The following is an 11,617-nucleotide window of genomic DNA, read 5'->3' as shown; positions in this document are numbered from 1 at the left end:
ACAAACCGGACAGATTGTGTGCTACAAACCGGACATATCACGTGTTACTAACAGGTTAAATCTTTCCTCTTGACAAACATCCTGATTTTGCTAACAATAATCCATCCACTACTTGACAAACGCCCCTTTTTCTATAGACCATTAAAAAGCTTGAATTTAGTATCAGTGGGGAATAGATACGATATTTGTAATGGATATTGGGGCTCTCCATTTCCAGATATCCAATGGCAATTTTGCCATTGGATCCCACGCTATTCAACATGCAGTAAAAGAAGGCTTTACAAAAGAAGACATGATCTATGCAATCTTAAATGGTTCTGTTATAGAAAGATACCCTGGACGTAAAAGGTGTCTCTTTTGCGCTGACGTTATTATTGAAGGACTAACGATGCCTCTTCATGTGATTTGTGAACACCTCCATCCAAAAAGTCCAGTAGATTTTGTAACTGCCTATATCCCATCCGAAGAGGAATGGGAAACACCAACTCAAAGGAGAAGAAAGAAAGGAAAGGTTTAATAACTATCTGTTCTGAATGTGGAACAAAAACAGAATTACAAGAAATCTCTATCAATTTTGAAAGAAAAGGGATTCGGGCTATTATGTCTGGTATCCCTGCGATGGTATGCCCTAAATCCCAAACCCATTGAACTGATATTAGCTCCGTAAATGCCCCCTGGTCATATAGAAAACCTCCTGCAGAATTGGGTTCAAACCTTTCCTCTTGACAAATCCCCCCGATTGGGGGTGATCTTCGCTGGAAGTACTGAAATGACCGCGAATTAGCAAGAATACTGTTGATTCTTAGAGCCGGGATTCTGGAAAAATGACGAAGATTGCCAGTAACCAATTCCAGACCATGGAAAAGATAAGGGTCGAGAGTCATTTCTTGATCGGTATAGGGGTGAAAATAGTGTTAGACCATATACGTGATTATACACGGTGAAGATGGTATCTTATGTATTGATTCTCACATCCTTCGGAGAGGTTGGTCTCGTCTGGGTGTCAGGAGAAAACGCCCCCTCCATCGTGCGCATCTTTCTTCCCGGGGAGGGTCTGGCGACGAAGGCCATTGTTCATCTATACTTCCCCGGTGCCCTCAGACAATCGCATGAGATCGTAGATCAGGTTTGCCTGCAGATTCAGGAATACCTGTCCGGGGCGCCGGTTGTTTTTTCTTTGGAAAACCTCGACATGAGTGGCTGCAGCGAATTTCAGCGGAGGGTCCTCCTTCAGAACAGGCAGGTCCCACGGGGCTTTGTCAGTACCTACGGTCGCCTGGCAGCTAAACTATCCATCCCGAAAGGTGCCAGGGCGGTGGGTTGGGCCCTGGCCGGAAACCCTTTTCCCCTGATCATCCCCTGTCACCGCGTCGTCAGAGTAAACGGTACACCAGGTGGTTACGGAGGTGGCTTGAGGATGAAGGTTGCCCTCCTTGAGATGGAAGGTGTGGCATTTGATGCGAGGGGAAAAGTTAGGCCGGAGTATTTCTGGTAGACGAGACGGTATTGCTTTCTCGAAACCTGCCCATTTTAGTTTCGCAAGCGTTCAGCCGTCAGCGATCAGCGATCAGTAACCCCTGGTATCTTTCTTTTTTCGCTGAAAGCTGAAGACTGACAGCTAAACCTATTTTCGGCTCTGTTTTATCAGTACCAGGTTGTCCCGATGGATGATCTCATCATAATCCTTGTAGCCGAGGACCTGTTCTACCTCGGATGTCTTTAATCCCATGATCTTACAGATTTCCGGGGCGCTGTAGTTGACCAGCCCTTTGGCGAGGGGTGTTCCCTCCATATCAACACAGGTAACAGGGTCTCCGATGCCGAAGTTTCCCTCCACATTGACTATACCTGAGGGGAGGAGACTTTTCCCCTGTTCCAGCAGAGCCTTTTTCGCCCCCTCATCGAGGAACAACCTGCCCCTGGACCTCAGAGTAAAGGCGATCCAGTATTTTCTGCTGGTTAGATGCTTGCCCATGGGCAGGAAGAGGGTACCGATCTCTTTGCCGGCAAAGATATCCTGGAGGACACCTTTTCTTTTACCAGGTGCAATGATGCAGGGAATGCCAGAGACCGTCACTTTTTTAGCGGCAAGGACCTTGCTTCTCATGCCGCCGATTCCCATAGAGGTTGCTTCATCCGTTGCCGCCGCTTCAATCTCTTCCGTGATCTCTTCCACGAGGGAAATGAGTTTGGCATTCTCTGATTTTGCCGGATTTCTGTCGTAAAGACCTTCTGTACTGGTCAGGTTAATCAGGAGGTGGGCCCCGATGATGTTTGTAATCATGGCGGCAAGATGGTCGTTATCCCCGAATTTGATTTCGTCAACGGCTACCGTATCGTTCTCATTAATAATGGCAATTACTCCCCATTCCATAATGGTGGAGAGGGTATTGCGGATATTCAGAAATCGTTTCCTGTCCGTTAAGTCGCTCATGGTCAGGAGGATCTGGGCAACGAACAGTCCGTGTTTTCCAAAAGCATTGGAATAGACCCTCATCAGCCTCCCCTGTCCGACGGCTGCCGCCGCTTGCTTCTGGGGTATGCTTTTCAGTTCGCCTCTTATACCCATCCTGTGCTTCCCGGAGGCGATGGCGCCGGAGGTGACGATTACAACCTGATAACCTTTTTTTTTCAGCTCTGCGATCTCATCAACCAGTTGTTCGATGATGTTAAGATCGAGTCCGTTCTTTCCCGTCAGCACGGCACTGCCGATTTTTATGAGGACCTTTTTGACGTTTGCCAGGATGTCTTTTCTTATCTGATTGGTTAACATACCTTTGTTATCTGTAATTTTTTTGTGATTTCGCTGATTACCTCACTGATTCCCTCACCGGTAATGGCCGAAAAAGGCAGCACTTTTATGCCTTTTTCTGCAAAGGTGGCGCTCTCTTTTTTTATCCTCTCCCTGGTAACAGGCAGATCAATTTTATTGATAGCCACGATCTGGGGTTTTTCCATCATGGTCGGACTGAACAGGGCAAGTTCCCGGTTGATAACGGCAAAGTCCTGCCAGGCACCACTATATGATTCTCTTGAGATATCAATGATGTGGAGCAGTACCGCTGTTCTTTCGATGTGACGGAGAAACCCTGTTCCCATCCCCATTCCCTCATGGGCGCCTTCGATCAGTCCGGGGATGTCAGCAATGACAAAGCTTTCAAAATTTCCATACCTGACAACACCGAGATTGGGTACCAACGTGGTGAAGGGGTAATCGGCGATTTTGGGTTTCGCTGCTGAGACCTTTGCAATGAAGGTTGACTTCCCCACATTGGGTAGACCGATAATACCTGCATCGGCGAGGAGTTTGAGTTCAAGTTTAAGCCAGCGCTCTTCCCCCTTTATACCTTCCTGGGCGTAACGGGGCGCCTGATTGGTCGGTGTGGCAAACATGGCATTTCCCCTGCCGCCCATGCCCCCCTTTGCGACGATACACCGCTCGCCATTGATGGTAAGGTCAGCTAAGACCTCGCCTGTTTCGGCGTCTTTGACCACGGTACCCACAGGGACGATAATTTCCATATCCGGAGAATTTCTGCCTGTCCGGTTGCTTCCCTCTCCATGTCCGCCGTGCCTTACCACATAATGTGTTTTATATTTTAGATCAAGGAGGGTTCTACGGCTATCGGAGGCTTTGATAATTACGTCGCCCCCTTTCCCCCCATTGCCACCGTCTGGCCCCCCATGGGGCACGAACTTTTCCCTCCGGAAACTGATGCAACCTTTCCCGCCATCGCCTGCCTTCACATATATTTTTGCCTCATCAATAAATTTCATATCACGGGAATTAAAAAATAAAAGGCACCTTGCATGTGCCTTTATGTGTTAAAAGAATATTGATGAGCTTTGTTTTATCGGTCAGGTGGTCGGCATTGAAACAGAATGGTCAGCCATCAGCCTTTTAAGAATATTTACAAGGCGTAGACACTTACCTTTTTTCTTTTCCTGTCCAGCCTTTCAAACTTTACCATGCCATTAATTTTCGCAAAAATGGTGTAGTCTTTTCCCATGCCGACATTATTGCCGGGATGTATCTTTGTTCCTGTTTGGCGGATAATAATAGAACCGGCGTTGATTGTCTGGCCACCAAACACCTTAACGCCCCTTCTCTGCGCATTACTGTCCCTGCCATTGCGGGAACTTCCCTGTCCTTTTTTATGTGCCATGCTATCCTCCGCTTAATAAGGAGATTTCCTTTATCTTTATATTCGTTAATTTCTGGCGGTGTCCGGTTTTCTTATGATACCCCTTTCTCCTCTTCATCTTGAAGACGTATATCTTGGCTGCCTTTGTCTGCGCAATAACTTCACCGACAACTCTCGCGCCCTCAACAAGAGGGGTTCCCACTCTGATATTACCGTTTCCGGCGACCATCAGTACCTCGTCGAAAACCACAGAGTCTCCTTCGTTACCGTTTATTTTCTCAATTGCCAGCACATCTCCTGCGGAGACCCTGTGCTGTTTACCGCCTGTTTTTATAATTGCATACATATTTTAATGTCCTGTCTAAAAATTTTCAGCATTATATTATCGGAACTCAATATTATTTGTCAATACAATTATGGCAGGTATCTGAAAAAAATTTGACTGCCATTGTTACTTGACACGGTATTTCTTATCGGATAGCTTGAAATTCTACTCCGTTATCGAGAGAAGATAAATAGAGCGGGAGGAGGTAAAATGGCTAAAGGAATTATTGAAATCAAGGAGAATCATTGCCGGGGTTGCGGTTTTTGCGAGATGTTTTGTAAAAAGGGGTGTATCGAGATGTCAGATCGGGTCTCACCTCTCGGGTTACCTTTACCCGACTTCAACAACCCTGAGAATTGCAGTGCCTGTGGTATCTGTGCATGGATGTGTCCCCATCTTGCTATTGAGGTCTATGAATATCTGGAGACATCTCCTGCCACTTCAAACTAACCCTCATGACCTGCGGTCACAACAAAAGATAAAAGTAACAGAATTTTGAATTCAACACTAAGAAGGGGGGATCAAAATGACGGACAGGCTCCTGATACAGGGGAACGAAGCGGTGGGGTGGGGTGCCCTTGCCGCAGATTGTAGAGGATTTTTTGGCTATCCTATAACACCACAGAATGAGATCATCGAGTGGTTTGCCAGAGAGTTTCCCAAAAGGGGAAGGGCTTTTCTTCAGTCCGCCTCGGAAACAGGTTCAATAAACATGGTTCACGGGGGGGCGGTGGCGGGTGCCCGTGTTATGGAGGGATATTCCGGTAATTATACCCTTCTGTCCCGGCTGTCAGCATGGGACTGCGGTAAAGGCATTATGTGAAGTAATTGATGAATTGGATATGGAGAGGAATTCGGTGCTGGTTGTCGGCATCGGCTGCTATACTATGGCCTCTATCCTGGTGGATGTGGATTCAGCAATGATTGCCCATGGCCGTGCATGTGACGTGGCCTCCGCCATGAAACGCATCCTCGGCAAAGATACGATGGTCATTACCTGGCAGGGAGACGGAGACGCCCTGGCCATCGGTTGCGAGCCGACGATTCATGCCGCTGCCCGGAGCGAAAAGATCACTACCTTTATGATCAATAACGGCAACTACGGGACCACCGGGGGACAACTGGCCCCTACCACACCTATGGGGCAGGTTACTACCACGACACCCTTCGGAAGGACTCAAGACCAGGGATACCCCATACAGGCAGCAGAGTTCATCGGGAGCTTGAAAGGTGTGGCTTACGCCGCCCGGGGAGCATTTACCAATCCTGCCAATTATCAAAAAACAAAAAAATACATGAAAAAGGCGCTGGAAAAACAGAGGGACGGTGTGGGGTATAGTTTTGTCGAGATATTGTCCACCTGTCCGGCTAACTGGCATATGTCCCCCAAGGATTCTCTGAAAAGGATAGAGGAAGAGGTGATACCCCAATTTCCTCTCGGTGAATTCAAGAATATTGATAAAATTGAATAGGAGGCTCTATGAAAGGAGTACCACCCAGAAGACACGATGTGATAATTGCTGGAATTGGTGGGACAGGATCAATGATAATAGGGCAGATATTGGCTTCTGCCGCTGTCTCCCGATACAATAACGTACTCTGGAACCCCAGCATGACCACGGCAAGGAGAGGGGCGCCTGCCGATTGCACAGTTATTCTTTCCGATACTGAAATCGCTTCCCCTCTGCTTTTAAGCGCTAAGACCGTGATTATGACAGAATCGTCCCGTTTAAAGGCATTTGAAGGCAGGGTGCTGCCTGGAGGGATGATTATTTTAGAAACCAGCGGGAAGAGCGAAGAGGTGGAAAGAGACGATTATTTCATAGCCAGATAGATGCGCCTGTAGCCGCAGGCCACAACCGCAGGCTTTAGCCTGCGAGATAACCTGCCAAGCAAGGTGCGAAAATAGCGCAACCTACGAGATTGCGATTACAACTCTCGTTTTAACAGGTACCTTAGGAGGAGAGATGGATTTCAAGTTTACACCTGAACAGGAAGCCTTGAGGGAGGAGTCTACAGAGTTCTGCGGTGAGGAGGCAAAGAGGGCTCCCGAGGGCTGGATAGGCGGCCTGGCAGCCGAAGAAACGGACGAAGGATGGGCTTACCACCGTTCGGTAGTAGAAAAGGTGGCCGCAAAGGGCTGGTTATGTCTGCCCTGGCCGGAAGAGTACGGAGGTCAGGGGCATGGGCCTATTGAGCAACTCATCTTCAACGAGGTAACGGCCTACTATAGGGTACCGGCGATCCCCATGCACTTTATGACTGTGGCTGCCGGCATCCTGATGTATGGAACCGAGGGGCAGAAGAAGGAGTGGTTGCCAAAGATGGCCAGGGCTGAAATAAATTGGGCCGAAGGGCTGAGCGAACCTAATGCTGGTTCGGACCTTGCTGCCCTTACCACTACCGCCGTGGCTGACGGTGATGATTATGTTATCAATGGACAGAAGGTATGGACCAGTGGCGCCCATCGTGCCGACCATATTTTCATCCTCGCCAGGACAGACCCCAACCTTCCAAGGCACAGGGGTCTTACCTTTTTTATCAATCGTATCGGTCCCGGGATTGAGTTTCGTCCCTTAATCTTTATGAATCGCTCTCATCTATATAACGAGACATTCATAGACGATTTTCGCGTCTCCAGGCGAAATATAATAGGAAAGCTAAATCAGGGGTGGTATGTTATGATGGCGGGAAGAAACTTTGCCCGTGCCAACGTTTCGGTTGCCGCTGGGGGAAAACGGGATCTGGAAGACCTGATAAAATACTGTAAACAGACACAGGAAGGGGGAGAATTCCTGGCGAAAAAACCTCTGATCCGTCAGAGGCTTGCCGACTTTGCCATTGACTATGAAGCGGCCTTGAAGTTTGCCTATTATGTATGTTGGCTTCAGAGTAAGGGGAAGGACGTGGCAGCCGAGGCCGCGGCCTGTGGTTATTATGCCAACGAACTCAACCTGCGTCTTGCCAACACGGCAATGGAGATCATGGGGCTCTATGGAACTCTGAAGGGAGGATCTAAATGGGCTCCCCTTTATGGAAAGTTTCAGGATCTCAGTCAGTGGAGTTCTGGTTTTACCATCGCCGGGGGTACCACAGAGATAAGGAAAAATGTGATCGCCTGGACGGGGCTCGGGCTGCCACGGGACTGACAGCCAACCCGGCAACTCTATTTTTTCCGCAATCTATAACTTGAAAAGGGGGAAATATGAACCTTGATCTTACTGAAGAGCAGGAAATGTTAAGAAGGACAGCTCGTGACTTTTTAGCAAAAGAGTTCCCCAAGACGCTGGTCAGGGAAATGGAGGAGGATCCCATTGGTTTTCGCGCTGATATCTGGAAGAAGATGGCGGAATTAGGATGGATGGGATTGATCATTCCCGAAGAGTATGACGGCAGCATGGGCAGTTTCATGGATTTGCTCGTTCTTCTCGAAGAGATGGGACGGGCTTGCCTGGTTTCCCCGTTTTTTTCTACTGCCATCTGTACTTTCCCTATCCTTGATTCAGGCAGCGAGGAGCAGAAGAGGGGATTCCTGCCCAGAATAGCCGCCGGCGAGGAGATATTAGCTCTGGCGTTGACTGAGCCCGCTGCCACATATGCTGCTGCTGGCATTACCACAAAGGCCAGGGAAGACAAAAAAGGTTGTCTTATCAATGGTACCAAACTATTCGTTCACGATGCCCAGACGGCTCAGCATTTTCTCTGTATTGCCAGGACCAATTTCTGGTCACCGCCGGAGGAGGGCATTACCCTCTTCTTAGTGGATGCCAAAAGCCATGGGATAAGAATCACTCCCTTACCAACCATTGCCGATGACAAGCAGAGTGAGGTTTTATTTGATGATGTCGTTGTACCAGGAGAAAATATGCTGGGAAGGTTGAATGGAGGCTGGCCAGTGGTAAGGAGGCTTCTCGAACGGGCATCTGTGGCGAAATGCGCGGAGATGATCGGTGGCACCGATTGGACGGTGGAGAACTGCGTTGCCTATGCGAAGGAAAGGGTCCAGTTTGGCAAACCTATTGGCAGCTTTGGCATTATTCAGCATTACCTCGCCGAGATGTGGACTGAACTCGGCCATGCCAGAGGACTTGTCTATTATGCAGGTTGGTTGTTAGATCAGGGATTCCCCTGTGCGAGGGAGGTAGCAATGGCAAAGGCACGAATGAGCGAGGTATACAGGCACTGCACTCGTATGGGGGTTCAGATCTTCGGTGGTATTGGCACTACCAGAGAGCATGATATGGGGCTTTATTATCGCCGCGCCAGGCAGGTACTGTCCCTTTTCGGCTCCCCCGATTTCTGGCGGGAAAAGGTAGCCCTTGAGATGAGACTTTAACTTTGACTCTGAGAGGCTTTACCGAAAAGATAGTTTGTGAACCCGGGCCAAGGCAGGTCGTTTTCTACGAGTTACCTCGAAATTACCTCACATTGAGATCTGTTCGATAAACGCCTCCACCCTCGTCTTCAATTGTCCCGCATCACCTTCGCTGTAGTCCGTTTCGATCTCCAGTAGAGGGATATCTGCCTTATGGAGTGCTTCCCTCACCCTAACAAACTCCACCTTATACGTATGGCAGAACTGGAGGGTGTAGTGGATTACACCGGCAGCGTTATAGTCTCTGCAATATTGGAGAATCTGTTCAATCCTTTCGTCATTCGGAGTAAAACAACTGCAGTTTATCTTAAGATAACGTTCGGCAATGGCCCTCAGTTTTTCCTCTGTGGTGGGACGTCCTTCCTCCACCATATTGGTGAAGTACCTGGTGCCTACACAGCTTTCCTCACAGACGGCCACCCCTCCACTGTTTTCTATGAGATGATGGAGTTTCCAGTTTGGTATGGCCATCGGACAACCGGCAATAAGTATCCTCGGTGTGCCTCTGTCAAATACTCCCTTTTCCTCTCCGATCCTTTTCTCCAATTCATCACAGAGTTCATTGACTTTAGCGGTAAACCTCTCCGGGTCGTCATAGAAGGCAATCTGGCATATCAGTAAGGCATCCTTCCCACTGATGGGAGAAGGAGTTGCCTTACGTGCCTCAAAGACCCTCCCTATTGACTTCCGTTTTTCGTTAACGAGTTTGATCTTCTCCTCCAGGGTCTCCGGGGTTATTTTAACACCTGCCTCCTTCTCCATCTTTTCCGCAAAGGCCTTGATTTCGTGAAGCCAGAGGTTCCTGTCAATCTCCCGTTTCATCTGGGGAATCTCCATCACATAGGTGGGGATATAATTATCGAGAAGTTCCCATGCCTTCTTCTTACCGTCACAGGTGGTCTCCCCTACCACGAAATCGGCCGCCTCGAAGTAGGGGCAGACCAGGGAGAGCTTGAAACCAAAGAAAGACTTGATCAGGGGACAGAGGTTTCTCGGTAATACGGTCTCGGCGTCGGGGACGGAAAACTGCGCCCCCCCGCAGAGACCCACGCTCACTCCCCCCGCGGCGAGGATGACCTCATCGGGGACATAGAGACAGAAGGTCCCCACGACCTTGCCCCCTTTTTCCTTGTGGTCTAAAAGCTCCTTGACCCTCAATCCGTGGACCTCGGACATGACAAAATCGAAATACCCCATCCCCTGGGGACGGTCCTTCTGGCTTATATAGACATCTGTATAGATCGCCCCCAAGGCATTTAACGGTTGTTCATGTCTCGCAAGGTTCAGCCCCAATCCTTTCCACATCTCGGTATAATCGCCCATACGTCCTCCCGCCAAGACAGTTATTTAACTGCGAGGCTAACAGTAAAGATGATTTTTCTGCTCTCCTATCCTGTGCCCATCGGCAGACATTCTCTCTCCGATCTTCCGCTGTAATTCCTTGAGAGGATTTAAATTCCTACCTGAAACTGTAAGGTAACCAGGTTTTGGTCCTCCCCGCTCCAATTACCCCGGAAATTTTTCACCTCTTCCCGCTGGTCAACCAATGTCCAGTCGAGGGTTAATTTGGCATCGTGGCCTTTGAGGTAGTAATTGACCCCCACAGAGGGGAAGACCGTGTCAGGTTTTTTATCCACTGCGAGCCTCTCATAACGGAAATAGGGCTGAAACCTCCCTGGACCGATCTTACCCGGGATGAGATAGCCACCCTGGATATAGTAGATCTGGGCATCATCTCCACTGACAAGTCGGCTAAATGATAAACTTTGGGTTACGTTTTTCACATCTATATAGGCGGCCTCCATGGTCAGCGCCCCTTCTCCTACGGGATGATCGAAGAAGAGATCCACCGTCCAGGCGGTATTGTCCCGCTGATTGGTTCCGAATTTGATGTCATTCTGGCGGTCGAAGCCAGCTCCTATGGCAAGTACCTTTTTCTTCCCCAGATATGTCCCCTGGTTGAACCAGGAGGTCTCAGGCTCTAACAGGTTGAGGGAGAGCCTGCCGGTGAATCTTAAACTATCATCAGGGTTTTCAGCACCTTCCACCCCTTCCGATATACCGAGGCGGTACTGAAGCAGACCGGCAAAAGGGTTGCCCCAGAGGACTACCCCATCATCCCGTCCTACCTTGCTGGCATAGAAGATTCCACCCCTCACCCCCCCCTGTGTAAAGGGGAGGTCAACGGTCAGCAGGGCCTTGGTTGAGGTTGTGCCGTAATTCCTGGTGAAAGGGGGATACATCCTCCCCATCTGGACCTTAAAGGACTCATGGAAGTTGTAATAGATCCATCCATCCCGGACGGCGATACCACTTCCGAGACCCTGGCCGGAGTCATTTAAGCCCTCCTGACCGATGCGATCGCCGGCGATATGGGCAAAGAATCCCAACTGGGGAGTAGCCTCTCCCTTGAGATAAAAGTAAAACCTCCGGAACATAAAATCATGCAGATCATCATTGCCATTGTTTTTTCCATCTTCCACAAACTGATACCATGCCTGTAACCACAGGCCGGCCTTTAGTTTGTGCTCTTCCATAAACCTGGTTACCTGCTCAAGGGATGAGGTTTGTCCCGGAAGCTTACCCTCCAGATCACTTACTTTTTTCTCCAGCGCCATGATCTTCTCTTCTGTGTCTAAGGCGTTTACCGGAGCTGCCCAGATAAGGATCGCCCCTATCAGGATAATTAATCCCATTGCTCTTCCCATTGCTCTTCCTCCTCTAATTATTTGGTTTGATTTTGGGGAGGGATTTAAGTAAAATTTGAGATGC

At 49.0% G+C, this 11,617-nt stretch carries 14 protein-coding genes; 8 read left to right on the top strand and 6 right to left on the bottom strand.

The features are described from left to right. Positions 1-190 precede the first annotated feature (190 nt). Together QMD03_05135 and QMD03_05130 are read left to right on the top strand one after the other, a co-directional pair. Positions 191-517 (top strand): DUF4258 domain-containing protein, encoded by a 327-nt coding sequence (locus QMD03_05135; protein ID MDI6776614.1) that lies wholly within the window; start codon positions 191-193, stop codon positions 515-517. A gap of 429 nt (positions 518-946) precedes the next feature. Beyond that, entirely contained in the window at positions 947-1,495 is a 549-nt protein-coding gene (locus QMD03_05130) for a methylated-DNA--[protein]-cysteine S-methyltransferase (GenBank protein MDI6776613.1), read from the top strand. A gap of 129 nt (positions 1,496-1,624) precedes the next feature. Here the strand turns inward: QMD03_05130 and proB are convergent, their stop codons facing one another. The 4 genes from proB to rplU all read right to left on the bottom strand — a co-directional run bounded on the left by proB (position 1,625) and on the right by rplU (position 4,491). Continuing rightward, positions 1,625-2,773, bottom strand: a complete 1,149-nt coding sequence (gene proB, locus QMD03_05125; GenBank protein ID MDI6776612.1) for a glutamate 5-kinase — start codon at positions 2,771-2,773, stop codon at positions 1,625-1,627. Then, positions 2,767-3,777: a GTPase ObgE gene (obgE, locus tag QMD03_05120; GenBank protein MDI6776611.1), complete on the bottom strand. Its 1,011-nt coding sequence runs from the start codon at positions 3,775-3,777 to the stop codon at positions 2,767-2,769. The genes proB and obgE overlap by 7 nt, the downstream gene beginning before the upstream one ends. Before the next feature lie 134 nt (positions 3,778-3,911). Continuing rightward, positions 3,912-4,166 (bottom strand): 50S ribosomal protein L27, encoded by a 255-nt coding sequence (gene rpmA, locus QMD03_05115; protein ID MDI6776610.1) that lies wholly within the window; start codon positions 4,164-4,166, stop codon positions 3,912-3,914. A gap of 1 nt (position 4,167) precedes the next feature. Beyond that, positions 4,168-4,491, bottom strand: coding sequence for a 50S ribosomal protein L21 (gene rplU, locus QMD03_05110; GenBank protein MDI6776609.1), 324 nt, complete (start codon positions 4,489-4,491; stop codon positions 4,168-4,170). A gap of 189 nt (positions 4,492-4,680) precedes the next feature. On the opposite strand from rplU, the gene QMD03_05105 reads away from it, so the two are divergent. From QMD03_05105 to QMD03_05080, 6 genes are all read left to right on the top strand, one after another. After that, the gene (locus QMD03_05105) at positions 4,681-4,920 is read left to right on the top strand and encodes a ferredoxin family protein (GenBank protein MDI6776608.1); all 240 of its coding nucleotides are present in this window, start codon (positions 4,681-4,683) and stop codon (positions 4,918-4,920) included. A 76-nt stretch (positions 4,921-4,996) separates the two neighbouring features. Then, entirely contained in the window at positions 4,997-5,293 is a 297-nt protein-coding gene (locus QMD03_05100; protein ID MDI6776607.1) for a hypothetical protein, read from the top strand. Next, the gene (locus QMD03_05095) at positions 5,208-5,942 is read left to right on the top strand and encodes a thiamine pyrophosphate-dependent enzyme (protein ID MDI6776606.1); all 735 of its coding nucleotides are present in this window, start codon (positions 5,208-5,210) and stop codon (positions 5,940-5,942) included. The genes QMD03_05100 and QMD03_05095 overlap by 86 nt, the downstream gene beginning before the upstream one ends. An 8-nt stretch (positions 5,943-5,950) precedes the next feature. Continuing rightward, positions 5,951-6,304, top strand: a complete 354-nt coding sequence (locus QMD03_05090) for a 2-oxoacid:acceptor oxidoreductase family protein (protein MDI6776605.1) — start codon at positions 5,951-5,953, stop codon at positions 6,302-6,304. A 133-nt stretch (positions 6,305-6,437) separates the two neighbouring features. Continuing rightward, positions 6,438-7,619: an acyl-CoA dehydrogenase family protein gene (locus tag QMD03_05085; protein ID MDI6776604.1), complete on the top strand. Its 1,182-nt coding sequence runs from the start codon at positions 6,438-6,440 to the stop codon at positions 7,617-7,619. 56 nt (positions 7,620-7,675) lie between these two features. After that, positions 7,676-8,806: an acyl-CoA dehydrogenase family protein gene (locus QMD03_05080; GenBank protein ID MDI6776603.1), complete on the top strand. Its 1,131-nt coding sequence runs from the start codon at positions 7,676-7,678 to the stop codon at positions 8,804-8,806. A gap of 87 nt (positions 8,807-8,893) precedes the next feature. Here the strand turns inward: QMD03_05080 and QMD03_05075 are convergent, their stop codons facing one another. Further along, a complete protein-coding gene (locus tag QMD03_05075; GenBank protein ID MDI6776602.1) occupies positions 8,894-10,168 on the bottom strand; it encodes a double-cubane-cluster-containing anaerobic reductase in 1,275 nt (424 codons plus the stop codon). A gap of 128 nt (positions 10,169-10,296) precedes the next feature. After that, entirely contained in the window at positions 10,297-11,553 is a 1,257-nt protein-coding gene (gene extI / locus QMD03_05070; GenBank protein MDI6776601.1) for a selenite/tellurite reduction operon porin ExtI, read from the bottom strand. Positions 11,554-11,617: the final 64 nt, after the last annotated feature.

This window comes from Syntrophales bacterium, from assembly GCA_030018935.1.
Taxonomy (GTDB): Bacteria; Desulfobacterota; Syntrophia; order Syntrophales; family CG2-30-49-12; genus CG2-30-49-12.
This window is presented reverse-complemented; position numbering and strand designations above follow the sequence as displayed.

Excerpts from the sequence above, each read along its gene's own strand:
- QMD03_05135 (MDI6776614.1), top strand. The coding sequence starts at position 191 with ATGGATATTGGGGCTCTCCATTTCCAGATATCCAATGGCAATTTTGCC.
- QMD03_05130 (MDI6776613.1), top strand. The coding sequence starts at position 947 with ATGGTATCTTATGTATTGATTCTCACATCCTTCGGAGAGGTTGGTCTC.
- proB (MDI6776612.1), bottom strand. The coding sequence starts at position 2,773 with ATGTTAACCAATCAGATAAGAAAAGACATCCTGGCAAACGTCAAAAAG.
- obgE (MDI6776611.1), bottom strand. The coding sequence starts at position 3,777 with ATGAAATTTATTGATGAGGCAAAAATATATGTGAAGGCAGGCGATGGC.
- rpmA (MDI6776610.1), bottom strand. The coding sequence starts at position 4,166 with ATGGCACATAAAAAAGGACAGGGAAGTTCCCGCAATGGCAGGGACAGT.
- rplU (MDI6776609.1), bottom strand. The coding sequence starts at position 4,491 with ATGTATGCAATTATAAAAACAGGCGGTAAACAGCACAGGGTCTCCGCA.
- QMD03_05105 (MDI6776608.1), top strand. The coding sequence starts at position 4,681 with ATGGCTAAAGGAATTATTGAAATCAAGGAGAATCATTGCCGGGGTTGC.
- QMD03_05100 (MDI6776607.1), top strand. The coding sequence starts at position 4,997 with ATGACGGACAGGCTCCTGATACAGGGGAACGAAGCGGTGGGGTGGGGT.
- QMD03_05090 (MDI6776605.1), top strand. The coding sequence starts at position 5,951 with ATGAAAGGAGTACCACCCAGAAGACACGATGTGATAATTGCTGGAATT.
- QMD03_05085 (MDI6776604.1), top strand. The coding sequence starts at position 6,438 with ATGGATTTCAAGTTTACACCTGAACAGGAAGCCTTGAGGGAGGAGTCT.
- QMD03_05080 (MDI6776603.1), top strand. The coding sequence starts at position 7,676 with ATGAACCTTGATCTTACTGAAGAGCAGGAAATGTTAAGAAGGACAGCT.
- QMD03_05075 (MDI6776602.1), bottom strand. The coding sequence starts at position 10,168 with ATGGGCGATTATACCGAGATGTGGAAAGGATTGGGGCTGAACCTTGCG.
- extI (MDI6776601.1), bottom strand. The coding sequence starts at position 11,553 with ATGGGAAGAGCAATGGGATTAATTATCCTGATAGGGGCGATCCTTATC.